This window comes from Vibrio sp. B172a (assembly GCF_030248355.1).
GTDB lineage: Bacteria > Pseudomonadota > Gammaproteobacteria > Enterobacterales > Vibrionaceae > Vibrio > Vibrio owensii.
The window spans coordinates 46,299-69,113 of the sequence record NZ_JAHGAC010000008.1 but is presented as its reverse complement, the minus strand read 5'-3'; the positions used below and the strand labels follow the sequence as shown (position 1 = coordinate 69,113).

The 22,815-nt window shown below is 46.8% G+C and carries 20 protein-coding genes; 11 read left to right on the top strand and 9 right to left on the bottom strand.

Translation table 11 applies throughout. The annotated features are described in order from the left end of the window. Window positions 1-151: 151 nt before the first annotated feature. The gene (locus tag KIT90_RS10190) at window positions 152-1,330 is read left to right on the top strand and encodes a lytic polysaccharide monooxygenase (RefSeq protein WP_285376932.1); all 1,179 of its coding nucleotides are present in this window, start codon (window positions 152-154) and stop codon (window positions 1,328-1,330) included. 55 nt (window positions 1,331-1,385) lie between these two features. Here KIT90_RS10190 and KIT90_RS10185 read toward each other — a convergent pair whose 3' ends face one another. After that, on the bottom strand, window positions 1,386-2,015 hold the full coding sequence (locus KIT90_RS10185; RefSeq protein WP_285376546.1) for an HAD family hydrolase: 630 nt from the start codon (window positions 2,013-2,015) through the stop codon (window positions 1,386-1,388). Between the two features lie 16 nt (window positions 2,016-2,031). After that, complete coding sequence (locus tag KIT90_RS10180; RefSeq protein WP_005434828.1) at window positions 2,032-2,361, bottom strand: multidrug efflux SMR transporter; 330 nt, start codon at window positions 2,359-2,361, stop codon at window positions 2,032-2,034. Between the two features lie 187 nt (window positions 2,362-2,548). Between KIT90_RS10180 and KIT90_RS10175 the strand changes: the two genes are divergently transcribed. Then, window positions 2,549-3,295 (top strand): hypothetical protein, encoded by a 747-nt coding sequence (locus KIT90_RS10175; RefSeq protein ID WP_078610196.1) that lies wholly within the window; start codon window positions 2,549-2,551, stop codon window positions 3,293-3,295. 196 nt (window positions 3,296-3,491) lie between these two features. On the opposite strand, the gene KIT90_RS10170 is transcribed toward KIT90_RS10175, so the two are convergent. Next, window positions 3,492-3,803: a cupin domain-containing protein gene (locus tag KIT90_RS10170; RefSeq protein ID WP_285376545.1), complete on the bottom strand. Its 312-nt coding sequence runs from the start codon at window positions 3,801-3,803 to the stop codon at window positions 3,492-3,494. An 8-nt stretch (window positions 3,804-3,811) separates the two neighbouring features. Continuing rightward, a complete protein-coding gene (locus tag KIT90_RS10165; RefSeq protein WP_009706791.1) occupies window positions 3,812-4,462 on the bottom strand; it encodes a Qnr family pentapeptide repeat protein in 651 nt (216 codons plus the stop codon). Between the two features lie 507 nt (window positions 4,463-4,969). Between KIT90_RS10165 and ompW the strand changes: the two genes are divergently transcribed. From ompW to KIT90_RS10140, 5 genes are all read left to right on the top strand, one after another. Continuing rightward, a complete protein-coding gene (ompW, locus tag KIT90_RS10160; protein WP_285376542.1) occupies window positions 4,970-5,611 on the top strand; it encodes an outer membrane protein OmpW in 642 nt (213 codons plus the stop codon). A gap of 430 nt (window positions 5,612-6,041) precedes the next feature. Next, window positions 6,042-7,013 carry a TAXI family TRAP transporter solute-binding subunit gene (locus KIT90_RS10155; RefSeq protein WP_285376541.1) on the top strand — a complete coding sequence of 324 codons (972 nt, stop codon included), beginning with the start codon at window positions 6,042-6,044 and terminating at the stop codon, window positions 7,011-7,013. Between the two features lie 81 nt (window positions 7,014-7,094). Next, a complete protein-coding gene (locus tag KIT90_RS10150; RefSeq protein ID WP_132698183.1) occupies window positions 7,095-9,695 on the top strand; it encodes a TRAP transporter permease in 2,601 nt (866 codons plus the stop codon). A 550-nt stretch (window positions 9,696-10,245) separates the two neighbouring features. Continuing rightward, window positions 10,246-11,271 carry an HlyD family secretion protein gene (locus KIT90_RS10145; RefSeq protein WP_009706795.1) on the top strand — a complete coding sequence of 342 codons (1,026 nt, stop codon included), beginning with the start codon at window positions 10,246-10,248 and terminating at the stop codon, window positions 11,269-11,271. Beyond that, window positions 11,268-12,755, top strand: coding sequence for an MDR family MFS transporter (locus KIT90_RS10140; protein ID WP_005434843.1), 1,488 nt, complete (start codon window positions 11,268-11,270; stop codon window positions 12,753-12,755). Before KIT90_RS10145 ends, KIT90_RS10140 begins: the two co-directional genes overlap by 4 nt. An 86-nt stretch (window positions 12,756-12,841) precedes the next feature. Here the strand turns inward: KIT90_RS10140 and KIT90_RS10135 are convergent, their stop codons facing one another. Beyond that, on the bottom strand, window positions 12,842-13,087 hold the full coding sequence (locus KIT90_RS10135) for a Rho-binding antiterminator (RefSeq protein WP_005434844.1): 246 nt from the start codon (window positions 13,085-13,087) through the stop codon (window positions 12,842-12,844). A 157-nt stretch (window positions 13,088-13,244) separates the two neighbouring features. Between KIT90_RS10135 and KIT90_RS10130 the strand changes: the two genes are divergently transcribed. The 4 genes from KIT90_RS10130 (at window position 13,245) to KIT90_RS10115 (ending at window position 19,793) form a co-directional block, all read left to right on the top strand. Continuing rightward, window positions 13,245-14,378, top strand: a complete 1,134-nt coding sequence (locus KIT90_RS10130; protein WP_285376538.1) for an MBL fold metallo-hydrolase — start codon at window positions 13,245-13,247, stop codon at window positions 14,376-14,378. Window positions 14,379-14,834: 456 nt separating this feature from the next. After that, complete coding sequence (locus KIT90_RS10125; protein WP_032802841.1) at window positions 14,835-15,602, top strand: transcriptional regulator; 768 nt, start codon at window positions 14,835-14,837, stop codon at window positions 15,600-15,602. Window positions 15,603-15,862: 260 nt separating this feature from the next. Beyond that, a complete protein-coding gene (ygjK, locus tag KIT90_RS10120; RefSeq protein ID WP_182052963.1) occupies window positions 15,863-18,553 on the top strand; it encodes an alpha-glucosidase in 2,691 nt (896 codons plus the stop codon). 520 nt (window positions 18,554-19,073) lie between these two features. Next, on the top strand, window positions 19,074-19,793 hold the full coding sequence (locus tag KIT90_RS10115; protein ID WP_009706801.1) for a hypothetical protein: 720 nt from the start codon (window positions 19,074-19,076) through the stop codon (window positions 19,791-19,793). Between the two features lie 37 nt (window positions 19,794-19,830). Here the strand turns inward: KIT90_RS10115 and KIT90_RS10110 are convergent, their stop codons facing one another. From KIT90_RS10110 to KIT90_RS10095, 4 genes are all read right to left on the bottom strand, one after another. Continuing rightward, entirely contained in the window at window positions 19,831-20,082 is a 252-nt protein-coding gene (locus tag KIT90_RS10110; RefSeq protein ID WP_005428362.1) for a TIGR03643 family protein, read from the bottom strand. A gap of 129 nt (window positions 20,083-20,211) precedes the next feature. After that, the gene (locus KIT90_RS10105; protein WP_285376536.1) at window positions 20,212-20,631 is read right to left on the bottom strand and encodes a VOC family protein; all 420 of its coding nucleotides are present in this window, start codon (window positions 20,629-20,631) and stop codon (window positions 20,212-20,214) included. 39 nt (window positions 20,632-20,670) lie between these two features. Then, window positions 20,671-21,267 carry a LysE/ArgO family amino acid transporter gene (locus tag KIT90_RS10100; protein WP_005434851.1) on the bottom strand — a complete coding sequence of 199 codons (597 nt, stop codon included), beginning with the start codon at window positions 21,265-21,267 and terminating at the stop codon, window positions 20,671-20,673. A gap of 154 nt (window positions 21,268-21,421) precedes the next feature. Beyond that, window positions 21,422-22,729 carry a DUF1254 domain-containing protein gene (locus KIT90_RS10095; protein WP_285376535.1) on the bottom strand — a complete coding sequence of 436 codons (1,308 nt, stop codon included), beginning with the start codon at window positions 22,727-22,729 and terminating at the stop codon, window positions 21,422-21,424. Window positions 22,730-22,815: the final 86 nt, after the last annotated feature.

Sequence of the window (22,815 nt, the reverse complement as noted above, 5' to 3'; positions counted from 1 at the left end):
ATGAGCATAGTCCACATAAAATGCTGGAAAGCAGTCTGCAATCTGACAATTCCAGCATTTATTCTCACCTTCTAAATAATCGCATCCTGCTAGTTTTTCTACGTCGCTGCCCGGTTCGCGAGCAGCGGGTCAGAAAATTTAAGGATGAATGATGAAATCATACGTAACCCTTCCTCTTGCAAGCTTGGGCGCACTTGCGGCTTTAAGCTCTTTTAATGTCAGTGCTCACGGCTGGGTCGAGTTTCCTAGCGCTCGCCAAAACACCTGTTATTTAGACGGCGGTTTTTGGACTAATGAAATTCCAAACCAGGCGTGTCAGGCAGCCTATGACGAATCGGGTGCTTACCCTTTCGTGCAACGTAGTGAGATTGCTGCAAACGTACCGAACTACCGTGACATGGCACATGTGAAGGCCATTGTGCGTGATGGCGAACTTTGTTCAGCGGGCGATGCAGCTAAAAAAGGTTTGAATATCCCATCGCCAAATTGGCAGCGCACTAACGTCATACCAGATGCGAATAACCAAATCGAATTGGTGTTCTTTGGCAAAGCGCCACATAACCCGTCTTACTGGGAGTTTTATCTGTCTAAACCCACTTATGACGATACTCAGCCACTGACTTGGGACGATTTAGAGCTGATTGATACTGCTGGCGATGTGTATGTGGATGCAGAAAAGCGCTACCGTATGCAGGTAACCTTCCCAGCTGATCGTTCAGGTGATGCGATTCTTTATACTCGTTGGCAGCGTATTGATGTGGCAGGTGAGGGTTTCTACAACTGTAGTGACATTACCTTAAACGGCAATGGTACAACGCCTCCTACCGATCCGGTTGACCCAACAGATCCAGCAAACAACCTGACCGCTCTGGGCTACTTTGTCCCACAAGGCTTTGGTCCGGTAGAAGCTGGAGACACGGTACGCTTCCGCACGTTTAATGCAACGGGCACTGAGATCGTTGATCTGTCACTAGCAATCAGTGCAAACAACACGACAACGTGGGCAGCGGAGTTAGCCGACCAATTTAACTCGCAGCAAACGGGCGATTGGTACGTGGGGATTTGGCACGAAGCAATGAAGCACTACATGTTCGATACCAACAACATCTACGCAAACCAAGTGTTGGCTCCGAATGCTAACTTTAGCTACGCGTTGTCATTGATTAAAGGTGATACCACGCCACCAGTTGAGCCGACCAACCTTTGGAGCAAAGATGCAGTGTACAACCAAGGTGATGTCGTGACGCACAATGGTCGTGAATGGACTGCGCAGTGGTGGACAACTGGCGAAGAGCCGGGAACCACAGGTGAATGGGGTGTTTGGCGTTAAGTTTCACTCGTTTCAAATACGTAAAACCCTTCTCAATTGAGAAGGGTTTTCTGTTTTAATTCAGGCTGTTTTCGCTTTGCCATGGTTGCCAATTCATCATCGCATGGCTGGCTAGTTTGAGCATCGGAATGTCTTCGTGGGTGTCGCCGTAAGCGTAAATCGTTTCGTATTGGCTCAAGTCATAACCACGTTGAACACGTTCGACCTTTCTTTCCAAACTGCAATCGCCACTTTGGTAACGACCACTAATGTGTTCACTTTCGTCGAGTAACTCACTACAAAGTAATTGGTAGCCGTGCGTTTGGCTCCATGGTTTTAAGTAGGCGTTAAGTGACGCTGAGACAACGACAATGGTGTCGCCTCGCGCTTGGTGCCATTCCAGTTTCGTTTGGGCTTCTGGGCGAATGTGTTTTGTAATCACCTCTTTTGCAAACTGAGCTCCTAACGCTTCAACGTCTCGCGTTCTTCTTCCTGCAAAGGTGATGAAACTGGCGATAGGGCGCATTCGCTTAGCAGGAATGACGCCTGCCTTGTAGAGTGCATAGAACGGCAGAATCACAACGTTTCCGACCCACTTGCGCAGGCCAAAAACAGAATAGTGGAGGAAGGCGCTAAACATATCCTCATCGGTGATGGTGCCATCAAAATCAAACAGTGCGAGAGAGGGCTTTTGGCTATCTGACAATCCGCTGCCTTATGGTTTAGTGTGCGTGTCCGTGAGAGAAGTTTATCACCATCACGCCCGCTGCGATAAGTGCCATGCCAATCCAAAGGCTAGTATCCATATGCTGGCGGTAAACCAATTGCGAGATTAACGTCACCGATACAATTGCCAAACCTGCCCAAAGGGCGTGAACAATGCCAACTGGCATGCCGCCTTTCATCGCTTGCGCCAAACAGACAAAAGCAGCTAAGTGGCCAACTAGTACAAGGGTTGCAGGCAGCGGTTTGCTAAAGCCATCAGTGGCTTTGAGTGCAACGTGTGAAAGGGCTTCTGCGCCCACGCCTAAAAGTAAGAAAAACCAGCTCATTGTTATCGTTCGTCATCGGTTAATTTGGAATGGGGCTAGTATATTGATGTCGAATAAAATGATAATCCCATAAAAATTCAAATGACTTTTACTTAGTTGTAATAATAAGCCCGTCTTACATACGCTTACATCAACTCGTTGCCGCAATCGTTACACTGCCGCCGTCTTGGTAAAGGAGCGTGTATAGATGCATAAAGCAATAGCGAGTATTGCGGTGATGTTTGCACTGAGTGGCTGTGGTGGCGAAGGAATAACGACAGACTCTGTGCCTAAATTTAAAGATCACAGAGCGAACTATGAGGTGGACGGTATCGATCTGCTGCATCGTTCGATTACCGACACCATCAGCGATGACTTACTGGGCTTTGAGGCCGAGAACTTGTCTCGCAAAGTGACTTACACGCTCGATCGACTCTCATTAAACATTTTGCGTGATTTTAATGTGAGTACCCTCGCGGAATTGGAAGCTCTAGTCCCTAATGTTGGAGACAACAAAACCTCTCTGATTTTTGAGTTTCACTTGATGCGCCTAACACCTGAGATGGTGATGGTCAGCTCATCAAACGAGATTGAACACTTCTTTTATGAAGCGGACATCATCGAAACCCGTTTTGGTATCTCAACCTATAAATTCACCGAAGCACCAACGCGTGTTGACATGGTGGTGTATCCAGAAGGTATTGCGATTGAGGCATTCAACCAAGGTTATCAAGCTGAATATGATGCAAGCAAAGGCACGTATAAGGTGCGTTTGCAGTACGACGAGAATGGTGAAAAAAGCCAATATGATGAGCTGATAGTGGACTTGAACAGTGATCAAGTTCGACTGGAGATAGGCACAACGACGATGGAAGGGCTAGAAGTCAAAGACACCGTTGAGCAAAGCCATCGATTCGAATACAACCGCAAACAAAACACACTCTCACGCCAATAACACGTTTTTATCTATGAACATTGAAGTGATGACTAGGTTCATTTCTGAGTAACGGTTGGGAGACTGGCTCGGAGTCATGACTTCAATTTCTTTTGCGCCTCACCTAGACCCTTTATTGCGCACATGGGGAAAGTTAGGGTTTCTTTCCCCCGTTTTTCTTTACCTGCTCGTCGGAATAACAACAAAGATTGACAATCTAGCAGTAGAAAACCGCCAACCAAATCGTCTCTTGTTCTGGATCTGTCCAACTGACACGATGCTTCGTATGCGCCGGAATGTTGATATGATCGCCCGCCTCTAAACGTTTTACAGAGCCATCTTCATAAGTCAGTTCACCTGCGCCTTGCAGCACTAATACCCACTCATGTTCTTCTTGATCGTACCATTCGCCCTCTGGCGTGGTTTGTCCTTTTGAAACGATACGCTCGATGCGCAGCTGTTTATGCGTGAGTAAATCTTCGAACACTTCTTCACTCAGATCACTGGGTAGGTCTCTATACAGATTCATAATGCTTCCTAAATAACGATCAGTCCAAATGGTGCGAGCAGTTGTTCTTGCTGCCAGTCGCAGATCTTAACACCGTATAAAGAGACGCGGCGAATGTCTAAGCCTTCTAAGTCGACGTGGGTAAGATCGCTCTCTTCTATATTAAAGCTGCCCCATTGTTCTCGGCTGAATTCTCCTCTCGATAGGTCAGAACCTTTAAAGCTTGCGCCCATCAAATTAGCGCCGTTCCATCGGTTTTCAAACAGGTCGCATTTCTCTAGCAGTGCGCGCTCGAAATTGGTGTAAGCCAAGTTGCAGCCCGTAATGTAGGCGATACAAAAGAACACGGTATTGCTGACGCGATTAGCGAAGTTGGCACTTTGAAAGTTTGCGCCTTTCAGATCGCATTTGCGCAGTTCGATGCCGACGCAATCCGCACCATTGAACTGAGACATGGCCAACATGCAGTTGCTAAAGCTGGCATCTTTCAGTTTGGCATAACGGAAACTGCAGCCTTCTATGTCGCTCGGCTGGATAAAACGACAATCAATAAATTTTGCATCACTCAGATCGGCGTGGTCGAAATTGCACTGATAAAAGCGGCAGTTTTCAAAAGTGGTGTTTTGCAAATCGTGATGAGAAAAGTCTTCTTGTTCGAAAGTGAGATCGGTCTTAATCATGGCTTTTTATCTTTTCCTTGTTCGGTTGGAAGCAGACTAACACCCTAAGTGACTGATTTTCCAGAAATATAACTTGTTGTATTTCAGTGGCTTACAAAGGCCGAAAATCGCCAATTTAAGCCGTCAAATTGACGATTTGAAGTGGGTGTTTTTTGAAAATAACCCGAGCATATCGAGAAAAAAGTTTTGTTGAGCACAGGAGCTCTGAGGGGATGCGGAATGAGAACTGCGACGCACGCTTCTCACACGCACAGTTTGCATTACAGGATTGTGTCCTATTTGCATAATTTGTTGATCAATTTGGCGTTTTTGTATACGGAAAAGCTATATTTTTCACAAATTGATTTCCATCAAAATAGTAGGGTTTCTATATGCTAGATTGCGCGCAGCTCAAGAAAATAGTGATACTCGCGTGCTTCAAGGTTTTGGATTCATTGAGGAACTGCCCGAAAGGGAAGAGCGCAGCTGAGTACAAAAAGAAACAAAGCCCTACAAAAGGAAATAACAATGAAAAAAACAATCTGCAGTTTAGCAGTGGTTGCTACGTTAGTGTCTCCAAGTGTTTTCGCTCACAGTGAAGGTGACTTCATTCTACGTGTTGGTGCGGCATCCGTTGTACCAAATGACAGCAGTGACAAAATCCTAGGTTCTCAATATGAGCTAGAAGTTAATTCAGACACTCAACTGGGTTTGACGTTTGGTTACATGTTTACTGACAATATCAGCCTAGAGGTTCTAGCGGCTACGCCATTTAGTCACGATATTTCGACTGATCTAGTTGGCAAGGACATCGCGAGTACTAAACACCTTCCACCTACATTTATGGTTCAGTACTACTTTGGTGACTCACAAAGCAAATTCCGCCCATACGTGGGTGCGGGTCTAAACTACACCATCTTCTTTGATGAAAGCTTTAACGGTACAGGTAAAGGCGCTGGCCTTTCTGATCTGAAATTGGATGATTCATTCGGCCTAGCTGCCAACGTTGGTGTGGACTACATGATCAACGATAAATGGTTCCTAAACGCATCGGCGTGGTATGCGAATATTGAAACCGAAGCGACGTATTACGCAGGCACAGACAAACAAAAAACAGACGTGAAGATCAACCCTTGGGTATTCATGATCAGCGGCGGTTACAAGTTCTAAGAAAAAGCAGTAGCAAAAGAACAACAATATTATTGGCATGACTTTTAGGGGCAGTTGCGGGGATTGCCCCTCTTTTTTTATTTCATTTTCTCTTCTACTCATCTCTCCTTTCTCTTCCTATTTCTATGATTTTTCTATTTGTAAACGCATCGATTAAAAAATGAATTTTCTGTTAATTCTCGATTGCTGAGAAAAGCGAAAAATTACTATAGCTAGGTTTTGAAATTGTTCTGATAAATTCGATGACAAGCATTCGGTTAATTATTAATCGAACGTCAAAATAAATATTACAAAATGAAGCTAAGGACTGGCTGACTAAGGAAAATTACTCGTAAAGCGTGGAAATTTTACGCGAGTATTTTTCAGTTTTGCTGTCGTTAGCTGAGAAAAATGTCTTTATTTTTCAATTGATAGACAGGAAGAACTTAAAATGAAAGGAACCACACTCATTGCAGTATTTGCTTCGGCAGTATCATTGTTCTCATACAGTGAGAAAATAAGTGCGGCAGAGAAATTTATTACTATCGGCACGGGTGGTCAAACGGGTGTTTATTACGTGGCAGGCCAATCGATTTGTCGTTTTGTAAACCGTGGTGCGGTAGACCACAGCATTAAATGTAATGCACCAGCTAGTGGTGGTGGCGTGGCAAACGTCAATGGTTTGCGCAGTGGCGAATACAATTTCGGCATCATGCAGTCAGATCACCAATACAAAGCCCTAGAAGGTGTGGCTCCTTTCCAAAATAACCAACCAATGACGGACATTCGTGCCGTTTTCTCACTACAAAGTGAAGTGTTCACCATTCTTGCGCGTAAAGACGCGGGCATTACTAATTTCGACGATTTGAAAGGCAAGCGCGTCAACATTGGTAACCCTGGTTCTGGTCAACGCGACACGTTTGAGCAAGTGATGCAAGCAAAAGGCTGGTCACAAGATGTGTTCAGCTTGGTGTCGGATCTGAAGCCTGCAGAACAAGCTTCCGCAATGAGTGACAACAACATCGATGCAATGAGCTACTTTGTCGGTCACCCAAACGGCGCGATTCAAGAAGCCTCAACCACAACGGATGCGGTGTTGGTGCCAGTGACTGGTCCTGAAATCGACAAGTTACTTGCTGAGCGTGCGTACTTCACCAAAGCAACCATTCCGGGCGGAATGTACCGTGGCAACCCGAACGATACTCTATCTATCGGTGGCAAAGCGGTGCTCTCAACCACAGCAGAAACTGATCCTGAGTTAGTGTACCAACTGACGAAATCTGTGTTCGACAACCTAGACCGCTTCAAGCGTTTGCACCCAGCATTTAAAGAGCTGAAAGAATCAGAAATGATTGAAGTAGGTCTGTCTGCACCACTGCATGAAGGTGCGGTGCGCTACTACAAAGAGCGCGGCTGGTTGTAAGTAACTCTTAGAACCTTCGATTTTTAGCAAGCGCTGTGATGGGTTCGCAGCGCTTGCTTCTCTGTTGTTTGTGAGAAAATTATGGATAAGACGATCTCCACGTCCCATGCTGACACGCATCCGAGTGAGCTGTCGGCAGAAGAACTGATTGCCCAAGATGTGGGTGCTCGCCTGCCAACCGGAATCATGGAAAAGTTGATTGCGGGTTTGGCGTTACTTTGGTCTTTGTTTCAACTTTGGATAGCGTCTCCGCTGCCCTTTATTGTTGGCTTCGGTGTGATGAACGACACCGAAACGCGTGCCATTCACCTTGGCTTTGCCTTGTTGCTTGCCTTCCTAGTCTTCCCCGCTTTTAAGCGCTCCCCACGCGACCGTGTTCCTGCCTTCGACATCATGTTGGGTTTGATTGCTTGTGCCTCTTCGCTGTACTTGTTTGTTATGTACGAAGCACTAGCACAACGTCCGGGCAGCTTAACCACTGAAGACTTTATTACCGCATTGATTGGTTTGCCTCTGCTTTTAGAAGCGGCGCGTCGAGTGTTGGGCCCAGCATTGCCTGTGATTGCGTTGGTGTTTATCGGCTACAGCTTGGCAGGCCCATACATGCCGGGTTTGTTGTCCCACCGTGGCGTGCAGTTGGATGCGCTAGCTAACCACCAGTGGATCACTACAGAAGGTGTGTTTGGTATTGCGCTTGGCGTGTCGACCAGCTTTGTATTCTTGTTTGTTCTGTTTGGTGCGTTGTTGGAACGCGCTGGAGCAGGGCACTACTTCATTCAATTGGCATTTAGCATGTTGGGGCACTTGCGTGGTGGTCCTGCAAAAGCGGCCGTCGTTGCCTCTGGCTTAACGGGTTTGATTTCGGGTTCGTCTATCGCCAACGTAGTGACCACAGGTACGTTCACTATTCCTATGATGCGTAAAGTGGGTTTCTCTCCAGAGAAAGCCGGTGCAGTGGAAGTGGCGTCATCGGTGAATGGGCAAATCATGCCTCCTGTTATGGGCGCTGCGGCGTTTTTGATGGTGGAATACGTCGGCATCCCTTATGTAGAGATCATCAAGCACGCCTTCTTACCTGCTGCTATTTCTTACATTGCCCTGCTTTATATTGTTCATTTAGAAGCGCTCAAATTGGGCATGCAGCCGATTGATGCCGCACGTTCAAAACCTTGGCTGGCGAGACTCACGGGTTTTGCATTTGGCGCGGCATTGATTTCTGGATTGTCGATGGCGGTCTACTACGGCTTAGGATGGTTGAAGCCAGTATTGGGTGACTTTGTCCTACCGGGAATGGCATTGATTCTTGCGGTGGTGTACTTGGCGCTGCTAAAAGTGGCGGCAAGCAATGAACCGCTACCAGAGGAGGACCCAGATGCTCCGCTAGAACAGTTACCAAACACGCGCGCAGTCTTGTTGTCTGGCCTGCACTACCTACTGCCTGTGGTGGTGTTGGTGTGGTGTTTGATGATTGAGCGTTTGTCTCCGGGGTTGTCTGCTTTTTGGGGCAGCGTGATTCTGGTGGTGATCGTTCTGACTCAACGTCCTCTGCTGACTTGGATGCGTAAAGATGGCAAACACGATTACGGCAACTTCAAAGACGGTTGTATTGATTTGCGTGAAGGCTTGATTGCTGGTGCGCGTAATATGATCGGCATTGGTATCGCGACCGCCACCGCAGGCGTAATTGTTGGTGCGGTATCGCAAACGGGCGTTGGCTTAGTATTGGCTGATTTGGTTGAGATGTTGTCGATGGGCAACTTGTTACTAATGCTGATGCTTACCGCAGTATTGAGCTTGATTCTAGGCATGGGCTTACCAACTACGGCGAACTACATCGTGGTATCGAGCTTGCTAGCACCTGTTATCGTCACGCTGGGTCAACAACATGGTTTGATTGTGCCGTTAATTGCGGTGCACTTGTTTGTGTTTTACTTCGGCATTATGGCAGATGTAACGCCGCCAGTGGGTCTGGCTTCGTTTGCTGCTGCTGCGGTGTCGAAAGGCGATCCAATTAAGACGGGCTTAACCGCGTTTTACTACAGTCTAAGAACCGCAGCTTTGCCATTCCTGTTTATCTTCAATACCGATTTGTTGTTGATTGATGTCGATTGGGCGCACGGCATCGCCATCTTTGTTATCTCTACCATTGCGATGTTGATATTCGCAGCGGCGACGCAAGGTTGGTTCCTGACTCGTAACCGTTGGTACGAAGGCGTTCTGCTTTTGTTGGTGGCCTTTACTCTGTTCCGTCCAGGGTTCTGGATCGACATGGTGGTGGATCCGTACCAATCGAGCAATCCTGCCCAGTTGGCACAAACGCTTGAGCCGCTAGAAGAGGGCAGTGTGCTAAGAATGCGCATCAGCGGTGAAGATGCAGTAGGTAAGATGCGTGAATTCTCGGTGCTGTTGTCGGTTCCTGAAGGGGAAACCGGACAAGATAAGCTGGACGCATTGGGTATCGCGACTTATCAGCAAGGTGAACAAACCCTGATTGATATCGTTAGCTTTGCTAGCCCTGCAGAGGCAGCAGGATTGCAGTTCGACCAACAAATTGTCGATGTTCGTGTGCCTGTTGAGCGTTATCGTAAAGAGTGGATGTGGATTCCGGCAATGTTGCTGTTTGGTGTTGTTATCTGGCTCCAACGCCGAAGAGTAACCGCGCAGCTTGCTACAGCACATTGATAATTAAAGATAAATAACCATAAAGCCCTGTTGGAGTTAAGACTAACGGGGCTTTTTTCTGTCTGGAATATTCGCCAATGTGATTGTCTAAGTCGCGGAATGATTAGCGTCTTCTATACTTTATGCACACGATGCCCAAGTGACTTCAAGATGCATGATTCAGAGCGTTGTCACTGATTCCCTCTTTACCGAGAGTAAGCAAGGAAAGCAACGAAGCGGAATAGCTAGCTCTTTCCAAGTTGTTTGACGAAGAAATTGCTGCAGTGACACGCTCCCGAAGGGCGAGTTGCCTTGGTTCGCATGCTTTGTTAACAATTTTCGATTTAGAACCACTAGACCTTTAAATTGTTGCCTCGCCTTCAAACCAAGTCATTCTCGCTGAACCAGCATCTCGAGGTTACTTGGGCATCAAAGAGTGTGAATATCTTTGCGCATCATTTGAACAAATTATCAACGCTCAAAATCGGATCTTAACCTTTCAGATCATCTTGTTGTTCGAAAGCGGAAAAATCCTACACTGATCACATAATTGAACACTTGGACAATATAAATGAGCGACGATATCGCGAAGAAATCCTCTTCGAAATCCAAACTGACCAAAATCCTTTTCCTTCTCGTTTGTGCTATCGGCTTCGGTGCGATGTACTGGTCTTGGCAATACTCTGACAGCCACCCGAGTACGGAAGATGCCTATGTAAGAGCTAAAATCCTGTCTGTCGCTCCTCAGGTTCAAGGCCAAGTAATCTCAGTAGAAGCCAAAGACTTCCAAGTGGTGAACAAAGGCGATCTGCTATTAAAGATTGATTCTCGTCCTTATCTGCTTGCAGTCAAACAAGCGAAAGCGGCTTACCAATTGGCGGTGCAACAGCACGATGTGGCCGACAAACAAGTGACTGAAGCGGTAGCGGGATTGGATGCGGCGCGTTCTAACCTGACCGAAGCGCAGTTGGAATACAAACGTACTAACTCGTTAGTGAAACGCAAATTAGCGTCTGATCAAGATTTGGATACTGCGAAGAACAAACTCGCTAACGCTCAAGCAAGCTTAGAACAAGCGCGTGCAACGGTAGAGAAAGCAATCGCAAACCGCGGTGAAGAAGGTGCAGAAGCGGCGGTTGTTCAACAAGCGGCAGCGCAACTCGCACAAGCGGAATTGAACCTGAGCTACACCGACATCACTTCTCCTGTCGATGGTATCGCGGGTGAAATCAACACACATACTGGTTCTGTTGTCGGCATTGGCCAAACTCTGTTCCCTGTGATTGTGAAAGACAGCTACTGGGTACGCGCAAACTTTAAAGAAACTGACCTAACGCACATCAAAGCAGGCATGCATGCTGAAGTCGTGATCGACATGTACCCAGATGTGGTTTGGGATGCGAAAGTGGAAGAGTTGTCGCCAGCAAGTGGTACCTCTTTCTCTTTGATGCCACCAGAAAACGCAACCGGTAACTGGGTGAAAATCAAACAACGTTTCCCTGTGCGTTTGACGCTTGAAGTGCCTGAAGGTGCGCCACAATTACGCGTGGGTGCAAGTTCTGAAGTGACAGTTGATCTTAAAAGTAACGCACAATGAGTAACGAGATTACGGCCGACAAACGGGGAATAGCCACCGTCGCCGTGATGCTTTCGGCCATCATGGTGTTGATAGACATGACCGTTGCTAACGTGTCGCTTTCACACATGATGGGCGCGTTGGGCGCAACGGCAGACCAAATCACTTGGGTGCTAACTGGCTACAGCATGGCTGAGGCGATCTTTATTCCGATGACCAGTTTCTGGGTATCGAGATTTGGCGAGCGCAAAGTCATGTTGGTGGCGGTAATTGGCTTTGTGATTGCCAGTGCTTTCTGTGGACAAGCGGGTTCACTCGAAGAGATGGTAGTGTTCCGTATTATCCAAGGTGCGTTTGGTGCCTCGGTGATTCCACTGGCGCAATCGACATTGGTTCAGATTTACCCTTCTGAGCAAAAAGGCAAGGCGATGGCGATCTTCTCCATCGGTATATTGCTTGGTCCGATTTTAGGCCCGGTAGTGGGCGGTGTGATTACTGATAACATCAACTGGCGTTGGATCTTCTACGTCAACTTGCCATTTGGCTTGGTGTGTACTGCGCTGATTTATCGCTACATCCACATCAGCAACAAATCCAAGCCGAACTTCGACTGGTGGATCATTGGTTATATGGCCCTCGGGGTCGGTGCGTTGCAGTTTGTGCTCGACAAAGGTAACGACGAAGACTGGTTCAACTCCCGTATTATCCAAACCGCAGTGTTGCTGGCGATCATGGGCTTAATCATGTGGATCTACCGCAGTTGGAAGACCAAGAGCCCCATCGCGCCTCTGTGGCTCCTCAAGGACAAAAACCTCATGGTCTCGTCCTTAATGATGGCGGTAGTGTCGATGGCCATGTTCGGCTTGACCACCCAACAACCAATGTTGCTCGAAAGCTTATTGAACTACCCAGTGTCCACTACGGGTATGTTAATGGCACCACGGGGGCTGGCGTCCGCCTGTATGCTGATATTGGTGATTGTGATTAACCCACAATTCGATCCAAGGTTGAAGATTGTCTTTGGCCTAACCTGTATCGGTATTGGTAGTTACCTCATGACCTTGTACTCAATGGAAATCGATACCTTCTGGATAGTGATGCCAAGTATGATTCAAGGTATGGGCTTAGGTTTGACCTTCTCAACCTTATCGACACTGGCGTACATGACATTGCCAAAAGAGCAGTCAGTGGCAGGGGCGAGTATTTTTAACCTGTTCCGCACCATTGGTAGTTCGTTTGGTATCTCGATTGCGACTACATACCAATACCGTGACAGCCAACAGCAATGGCACGCTTTGGGAGAAGGCTTTAATCCTTATAACCCAGTGTTGCATGACTGGGCTGCGAAACAGGGGTTATCGATTACTGATCCTGCGGCATTGGAGCAATACCAGAACATGCTCCATCAGCAATCGCAAATGGTGGCCTTTGTGCACACCTTCCAGTTGGTCGGGGTGATGTTCGTTATCATGATGCCGATGTTGATATTTATCCGCTCAAGGTAAACCTCGAAAGCCAAACAAAAGCGCCCTTAACTCAGCCAGTTAAGGGCGCTTTTTTGTCTCTGACGTTTCTATCGGTTCTCGAGCAATTAACCGAAGGTCACTTCACTGAAATGCGGGTTGTCTTTGAGTGCTCTCATCGCAATCAATTGTTCGGTTGGGAACGAAATGTGCTCGCCATCGATATCCAAAAATAAGCACTCTTGCCGTTCAATATCGTAGCCTGTATCAAATGCGCTGCCTTGATGTTTCTCACCGTTTTTGAGGGTGATCTCCACGGGCAGATTAAACATACAGGCGATTTCAATAAAATCGTATTGGCTGCAGGTCACCATAACTTTTCTCCTTCTCTCTTCCTTATCAAGACCGATAAAGGACAGAAATACTTCTCTGAAACCTAATCTTCATCTTACGCCCTATTTTGGTCATGAAAAAGACATACAAGCAGGCTTAACTAAAACCATAGTTTAGTGAACAAGACGTAGATAGGACATGTCTGAAACGACACTTAAAAACACGTACTTGGCTCGTGAGCGCGCAACGCAATCACTGATTACTCCTCACACTTACTACGCGCAGTTGGCGCATCGCATTAACCACTCTCCTCAATTTGAACATGGACGCGTCAAAGACAAGATGCCAAATGTGCCAAGCCCTCAGTCTTTTTGGCAAGTGTGTTGGGCCTACATGGGCGGACGTTCGCCGCTCAGTCCCGATAATCAGTTGCCTTATTCATTGATAGAGCCGACGCGGTTTAAACAGCGACAACAAGCGATGCGAGTCACTTGGCTCGGGCATTCCACTTTGATGATTGAGGCCGACGGCGTGCGCATCCTGACTGACCCTGTATTCGACTACGCGTCGCCGTTGATTGCTAAGGCATGGTTTGAGCGCAATATCCCCAATACAGCCGTACGGGATAGCTTGCCGATTCCGGATGTTATCGTGATCTCTCATGATCATTACGATCACCTCGAAGCTTCGACCATACGTTACTATTCTGATAAATCCGTAACATTTTACGTGCCACTCGGTGTCGGTAAGCATCTGATTCGTTGGGGCGTTAAACCTGATAACGTGGTGGAATTTGATTGGTGGGAGAGTGTTTATTACGCCAACGTTGAGCTGATTTGCACGCCAGCTAATCACAACTCAGGGCGCACTTATCTGGATAAGAATTCGACCTTATGGGCATCTTGGGTGGTTAAAGGGCAACAAGAGACCCTCTATTTCAGCGGTGACAGTGCATACGATAGTCACTTTGCACAAATCGCTCAGCGTTGCGGTCCGATTGATATCGCTTGTTTGGAAGTCGCGGCAGATGTGAAAGGCAACCAAGGTTATCCGGTTGAGAACTGGGGACACATGCAAGCGCATCACACCGTACGCGCATTCAAAGACCTGCAAGCGAAGAAGTTGCTACCTGTGCACTGGGCAACGTATGAGCTGTTTACGCACAAATGGGATGAGCCCATTGAGGACTTGATTGAACATTGCCAAGCTGATCACATTGAGCTGATAACTCCGATGGCGGGAGAGAGTTTTTACGTGGCAAAAGAATATAAAAATAAGCCTTGGTGGCAAGCCAATAAATTATGTGAGCAAGCTAGAAAAATACGGGTATAATATGACGGCGCTTCAATAATACCTCGGTTAATTTAACCAACTTTCTTGCTCCTTATAACAAGATTTTTACTGGTCATCGAATCGATAAATTACCAGTGAGTCACTATTTTTCTGTGATCCCTCACGATAATAAATCTCGGAGTACAACTTTTTGATACTTCTCACCTAATAAAATAACCTTCTGAGAGAAAACTTTTACTAAAAATCTTTGTGAACTTAATTTTACGCATCAAAACAATTATACTCGTCGCCATACTGATAAGGCTTAAAATAGCTGGTCAAAGTGTGAACGCAATGAGTAAAACTTGATCAGTTAACAACAAGTAAAAGTCTCATCATTGAAACCGATTTAATTGATAAAGAGTGCTGGGAATAATTGGAACCAGCATCACAAGAGTAGGATTCTCTTGAATATATCATCAGGGATGCTGAAGAAATTAAAACAGGCATTGTTAGATGAATAATTCTGCAACGTATTTACTTGCTGCTTTACGAGAAAAAATTAAAGAGAAAGGGATTTGTTATTCCGATCTCTCTGCTGGAATGGGGATTCCTCTATCAACTATTAAGAGACAGTTACACAACACGTCTTTAGGGTTGGACAAAATACTCTCGTATGCCACTCATTTAGATACTGACTTAGTCGAATTGTCCATGCGTGGTAAACAGCTGCAACAAGAAAACGAGCAATTTATCACCGACATTAACAGTGAAATATTTCACCAGTATCCGTACCTGTTTGATTTCTTGTATTTATTACGTCGGAAGGAATGGTCTCCGCAAGATATTGCGAGTAAATACCAATTGACCCATACCTCGATAACCCTTTATTTCCGCGCATTGGAAATGATGGATTACATCGAGCTAAAAGGTGATGACCAATACCGCTTTAAAGACCAAGGTCGCTTTATCTTCGAAGAAGGCTCGAAGCTCGATACTTTGTTTGCTAAGCGCTTTCGAGATGAAGTGTTTAGCCATGATGTGCGACCACCGATTTGTATGGGACGCATTGCTATCACTGAAGAGCAGGAAGAGAAACTGGCGAATGAGGTGTACAACAAACTGATAGAGTTTGATGTGCAAAACAAGAGCGGAGAAGGCAGTAAGCGACTGAGAAACGTCTTGATGACTTACACGCCGGGCAATCAGATATTCCTTTCGGATACGATTCCGAATATTGACGGTGAATTATTAAAAGCCATCTCGATGGCGAATGAAAAATAGTGACTATTTAATCACAAAATAAAGAATTTATATTAAGTGGGTGTGTTTGATAATGAATGCATCAAAGACCCACTATTATCCAAAATTAATGACCTGTTATTTAAATAGGTCAAACGAAGAAGAGGCAAATTAACCGATCTCTTCTCAAATCCAAAAGTGAAATAAATAAGGCTGAATCTTCATCATCGAAACTCGGCAGGGCACGTCTCGACCTTTTTTCGCCTGATCAGGACCAAAAGCCAATAAATGAGGGATATAACATGCACTTTAAGACTTCTTTATGTGCGATTGCTGTCGGGGTTGCTCTAACACTTAGCGGATGCAACAGTAGTGATAATGACTCGAATGTGGAAGCGCCACTGAAAGCGGCTGAATTCCACAACACCATTGACCGTGCAGGTGTGCCAGTGGCACTGCGTGATCTACATGGTGGTCACCTTCGCTACATTCCTATGTTCGATAACGGTTCTTGGCATGGTCACACGCTAGATACTCAAGGTGGTGAAATCACCCTAGGTGGTACAGCGTTGCTAACGGAAGAATACGTGTCATTCATGGCTGCACGTTTCGACCGTCTAACACTGATGGTTGACGGTGAAGCGATGCCGCTTGAGCTAACAGACGCTTACTCGCAGCCAGGCGCACTGATTCAAGAGTACACAGGCGATAACGGCATCACTGCCGAACTTGAAATGCGCTTTGTGACCGACCGTACGTCTCTTGTTAAAACCACCATCAAGAACCCGAACAAACTGGCTATTCAAGGCGAATGGGACGGTGAGTTGATGCAAGATTACCGCGCTGACGATGGTGAATTATACAAAAACAGCGACAGCACAGTGCGCAGTGTTGAAGATGCGTACCCTACTTACTCACGTGAAATCGCAGCGACAGAAAACGGCGTAGAAGTGTCTTTTGGTGCGGTTCGCGACTCTTGGTCTCTGCTGACTTCAGGCGACTCTAAGTTTGAAGTAACACGCTCTATCAAGCCAGAAACGTCGACCATCGACGATGATAAGAAAGGCTTTGTCCAAACGGCAGAGCTAGGTAATGGCGAAGAAATCACGCTATACACGGCTTACACGCACGTGCAAAACACTGAAGAGCAAGCGTCTGAGTTTGCCAAGTTAGATGACGTGATGGCCGATCCAAAAGGCTACATGCACGATTCAGCAATGCGTTGGGAAGAGTACCTAGAAAACGGTCTAACCAACGATGCCGCTTCAAAAGAGCATGAATTCGTTGCTGTAAAAGCGATGGAAACACTGAGCGCAAACTGGCGTGGTGCTGCAGGTGCCATTGACCACGACACAGTAACGCCATCGGTAACCGCGCCTTACTTCTCTGGCAACATGACTTGGCCGTGGGATACATGGAAACAAGCGTACGCAATGGCTCACTTCAACCCAGATGTGGCGATGGAAAACATTCGTACTGTATTCCAATATCAAGTTCAGTCTGACGATCCTGTTCGCCCATGGGACGAAGGTTACTTGCTTGACGTAGTCACTTACAACTTACCAGCTGAACGTTGGGAAGGCATGTCTGCGGAATACAAAAAAGTATTCCCACTGGCAACAGACGGTTTGAATTGGAACGAACGCAACACCAAACCATCTCTAGCTGCATGGGCAGTATGGGAAGTGTACACCGCACTGAAAGACGAACATAACCGTCCGGAAGAAGCGAAGCAGTGGCTAGAAGAGATGTATCCGAAGTTGGTGGCATTCCACGATTGGTGGCTACGTGCTCGCGATACAAACAAAAACGGCATCCCTGAATACGGTGCAGCAAAAGACCCAATTCATACTGTGTTTGAAGATGATGTGAATGATGGTTCTTGGGGATCGGATGCGTCTGTAGACGACATGAAGTTCCAGTACAAAGACGAAGCGAATGGCGACAAGTGGATCAAAGAGACGGGCATCGAGAAATACAACCAGTTGCTAACGTCCGGTGATTACACCGCGATGAGCATCCCTGCAAAAGTAGCTGCGGGTTGGGAATCTGGCCGTGATAACGCGGGTGTATTTGGCTTTATCGACACCATCGACAACCTACAAGGTATGTCTGAACTGCCGACACAAGACGAAGCTAAAGTGATCGACCAAATGGGTCGCTATGCACACGATACCAACGGATTCGACAACACCTACGACATGGTTATGGGTGAAGACGGCTCAGTGGTGACTTACCGTGATGATTCGCCAGAGAACATGGACAAACTGGCTCTAGCGAAGAAAGACTGGGAAGTGAAGTTCAACGAGAACACCAACGACGCGAACAAGTTGTCTGGCTACTCGCTGATGCAAGAATCGGTAGACCAAGCGTCTTACTGGTACTCAGATAACCTGTTCCTATCGCAAATTGCAGAAGTACTGGGCAAAGCAGATAAAGCGGCTGAGTTTAAAGAGAAAGCGGAAGACACCAAAGAGTACATCAACCGCTGTATGTTCGATGAATCAACCGGTTTCTACTACGACATTGAAGTGGTACCTGGTGGCTTGAGCAACCAATGTGCTGGTCCAATGTTGGTGAAACGCGGCATGGGTCCAGAAGGTTGGTCTCCACTATTCAACAACGCGGCAACGCAAGAGCACGCGGATAAAGTAGTGAAGAACATGCTTGATACCAGCAAGTTTAACTCACCAATGATCCCACTTGGCACGGCGTCGATGGATAACCCGGCTTACGGCCCAGACATTTACTGGCGTGGTCGTGTGTGGCTCGATCAGTTCTACTTCGGTGTACGTGGTATGGACAACTACGGTTACGGTGTGGAAGCGCGTCAGATGGTGGATAAGCTATTCAAGAACGCACAAGGCTTAACAGAAACAACGCCAATTCAGGAAAACTACAACCCTGAAACGGGTGCAGTGCAGGGCGCAAACAACTTCTCTTGGAGTGCTGCGCACCTATACATGTTGTACAACGGCTTTGTGGGCAAGTAAGGCTCATTCGTCACTAACAACGAGAAGATTTGGGCGTTGCAGATGACCCCCCTAGCATCTGCAACCGCTTCATCCTCTTCAAATTAGGCTCAATAAGATCAAACCGGACGGTGATCTCCGTCCGGTTTTTATAGAGTTAAAACACTATTTTTCGGCACTTTTCTAAAACTTGTAGGCGAGAAAAATTGCGCTACAAAGCCACTTTCCTTTAAAAACCAATAGTTAACCACCCCGCATTTCGTTCTGTCTATTTTCGATACATAACATTTATAAAATGATCGTTTAACTGTTTTGTAACAAAATATATCCTTCATAAATCAATGAGGTCATTAATATTCATTCGAAAGCATTAAGAGTTGTCCTAACCTCGCCGCTGGCCAGCCGCTCCGAGCCGAAATCATTCCCAAACTCTACTCTTCCGCTTGAATCTACCTCATTCTAAGGAGCGTATTGATAAATACCTCACTTTCTTAGTAGTCAGCATGACGTGTTGCGATGCAGCACCATCAAGGAAGGTGACATGAACTGTTTACAGACCAGCCTTTATAACTTGCTAGAAGACAATAACTTTGTGCCGTCTAAAGAGTACAAAGCCTCTATTGCAAGCTATCTACATTCCGATTCCTCACTCACACCTCAAGCGATGGGTAAGCTCACTGGAGAAATATTCCAGAGCAAACAAACCATGGCGTATTACTTGCTGCACAATGCCATCAACGAAGAAGAGGGCGCAGAGCGACTCAAAATGATTGCCAATCGTTATGCGCAAGGGGAAATGAAGCAGCAAATCATGCATCACTGCCAAAACGACAGAAACCACTCAGCCATGTACGCCAGTTTGATCCCATTAACGGGTTACCAAACCGAGGTATATCAAGAAGAAAAGTCGAGTGATTTCAGCAATGTGAGCAACTTTTACGACGACATTAAAATCCATCTTTTCCGAGCTCACTCCGTCGAACTTCGTTCTTGGTGTCTATTGGTTTCTCAATTGAGTTTTATCGACCAATCGGATATCCCGTATCTGAAAGAGATGCGACCGACCATTCAGCAGATTTTAGATGATGAGGTGAGGCAGGTTTCCTACACGGCGCAACACGTTAGCCAGTGGTTGGAAGAAGATCCGTCACTGTGCCAAGCCTTCACGCAATGCATGAGCCACACCTACCGAGAAACGTGGGACTATCTTGCCTCTATGGCGGAGTTCATGCGAGACAGTGCGCCTTACTTTATGGTTTAGGCACATAGCGTTTGAAATTTAAGGCTCTATGAGGGGCTTAACGCTGTTTGTACTGTGTTGGGCAATAGCCTCTGTTCACGTCTGGTGAGCGCAGTTTTAAGTGTTTGGTGTTGCGTCCAGAGACGCGTTGTCGCCAAAGCTTGAAACTGCGGGGTTTGAGGTGGCGACGCATCAGGCTGATAACGCCATTCTCGTTCAGGCCGAACTGATGCTCAATGGCTTCAAACGGGGTTCGGTCTTCCCATGCCATTTCTATGATTCTGGATAGTGCGTCGTCGCTGAGTGTCATGGTGTGTTCCTAATCAGAGTTGCCTATTTAAGCTTAGGAACACACATACGTAATCCACGGCGGAACGGTTTAATTGGAAGTCGTTTTTTGCCGATAAGGTAAGGAAATAAAGTTAAGAATAGCAACGAGTTATTTCTGTGGTTTAAGCTCGACCACATTGCCTTCTGGATCTTCTAAATACACAGAGCGACCAAAACCCTGAGCACCATATCGTTCGGCAAACTCTTCAACGTGGACGTTATGTTGATGGAGATATTCAAGCAACTCAGACTCTCCAAAAGGCGCAATTTGCAGGCAGAAATGGTCGAGGTTTCGTCCATCTTGGCTTGGCGACTTACCGCCTAACTTGCCGAGTTCACTCTTAACCGTCACCAAATCAATGATGGCAGTGCCAGCACGTAACTGCGTCAGTCCTAAGTCGGGCAACTCCCGCTCGATAGGACACCCCAATAGATCTCGATAGAAACGGAGCATCGCATCGAGATTATCCGTTCTTAATACCACATGGTCGAGGGCTTTGATTTCAATGGGGTTGCGCTGGTTTGCCATGACGTGTTCCTTTTTCGAGCATTGAGAAAAGTATACGCACTAAACCAGCAAGCTGATCGCCAGAGCCAGCATGACAAAGCCAATAATGAACTCAAGAACCTGCCAAGAGCGAGCATGCTTAAAGATGGGGATCAGCAATTTAGCGCCATAGCCAAGGCTGAAAAAGAATACGAAGGAAGCCGATACCGCACCCACGGCAAACTGCCATTTGTGTGGTTCATACTGGGTCGAAATCGATCCTAATAGCACAACGGTATCAAGGTAAACATGCGGGTTTAACCAAGTGAATGCCAAGCAGATAAGAGCGGTTTGCCATGCACTTTTGGAGGCATCACCTTCAGGATTCATCACGTGTTTTTGGGTCAATGCCGAGCGTAAACTGCTGAGACCATACCAAGTTAGGAACGCAGCACCAGCGTATCGCGCGATGGTTTCAATCAAGGGAAACTGCTTCACCAAGTAGCCAAATCCCGCCACTCCAAGGGAAATCAAAATCGCATCGGACAATGCACAAATAAAGCACACCAGAAACACATGATGCTGTTTGATGCCTTGTTTCAGCACAAAGGCGTTTTGCGCTCCGATAGCAAGAATCAGTGATATGCCGAGCGTAAAGCCAGCAAGGTAGGTGGTCATTCTCTCTTCCTTGAACGTCGACCAAATAAGGCTTCAAACCATAACCTTGTCATTGGTTTGGAGCAAGTGGCACGTAATGATGTGCTCGAGAAACATGAAACGCTACTCCAAAGAGTAACGTTTCAATCTTTGCTTCACGGATTAATTGCAGAGCTTATTCGACTGGGGCGATCTCCGGCATCTGATATTCGCCACTTTGAATCGCTTCGTCCGCACCGTAGAAGCGCATGATGGCGTAAAACGGTTTCTCTGGTACTGGTAAGTAATTCGGGTCATCCGCATTGCTTTTCGTGTCAGAGCTCATGTGAATGGTATAGTAACCATCCGCGTCTGGCTTCATGCTGCGATCCCCACGGCTGTGTCGATTTAAAGCGTTCTTCGCCATCAAACGGTTATCACTGCCGTAAATGGTTACCGACCAAAACTCGCTGACATTTGGGGCTTTAAAGCGCATCACGTAGTCATGCTTAGAGCCATCCAGCTTTTCCCCTTTGGTATCAAAATCCGTCTTGCGGTAAGACGCTTCAATAGGTGGTAAGCCCCATTGGCCTAGGTACGTGCCCTCAGCAAAGACTTCGCGCGGGGTATCGCCAAGGGTGTCGCGTGTCCCCAGTATCTGGCGGGCATCTGTGACTTTCGGTGCTAGTTCGATAATACGCTGCATGCCTTGTGTTTCTGCTGCTTTGGCGAGCTTCAATTGCTCAGGCGTGAAGTCGGTTTTGCAAGCTTCGACACCGATAGGTTGGTATTTTTCTAACCACTGTTTATCAGCATCCCCCATTGTGCCATCGCAAAGGACGAAGTTAACACGCTCCAGCCAAGTCGAATGTTTTGGATCTGGGTAGGTGCGCTGCACGGGTTTCGGTCCGTTTTGACCTAGGTATTCCGACAAGGTGCGGATAGTCCATTGGTCCATGTAATCGAGCGCGATTTTCGTGTCTTCGCCACCCAGCGCCATGATGCGTCCCATCAGTTTCACTAAGTTACTGTCGACGCGAATTACTTCATCTACGGAATCCGGAACCTCACCTTGCCAATCGTTGGCCGCAAACATGAATTGGCCGCCTTCTGTGCCACGCGTTCGTGAGCTGAATGCCGCGTTGGTGTAGTGCCCCATGTCCATGGTGTGCAGTATCCAGTAGCGTCCTTCATCCATATCTGGAACGCTGACGATAACGGGTTCAGCAGCAACGTCTAACCAACCCATCAAGTGGAGTGTGTCGTTGTTGATGGTCGGGTGCGCGGTATAAGTGTCATCGGCCAAGCCGCGAATGTTTTGAAAGCGATTGAGTGGGTAATCATTTTCTACCGCAGTGTGGTAGAAGAATTTGTACGCCTCATCAATCGAGTATCCATAAATGTATGCATCTTTAGCCAGTTCGCTATTGGCCGTATTGGCAAAGGCAGGTTGAGCGCCAAGTGCAGACAAGCCCAACAAGGTGACGAGAAGTTTCTTTTTCATAGCTGACATCATCCAAATAGTGTGTGGTGAATGCAATCACTATAAATTTTGTCCGAGCTATGACAGAAATGAATTGGTGGTATTTA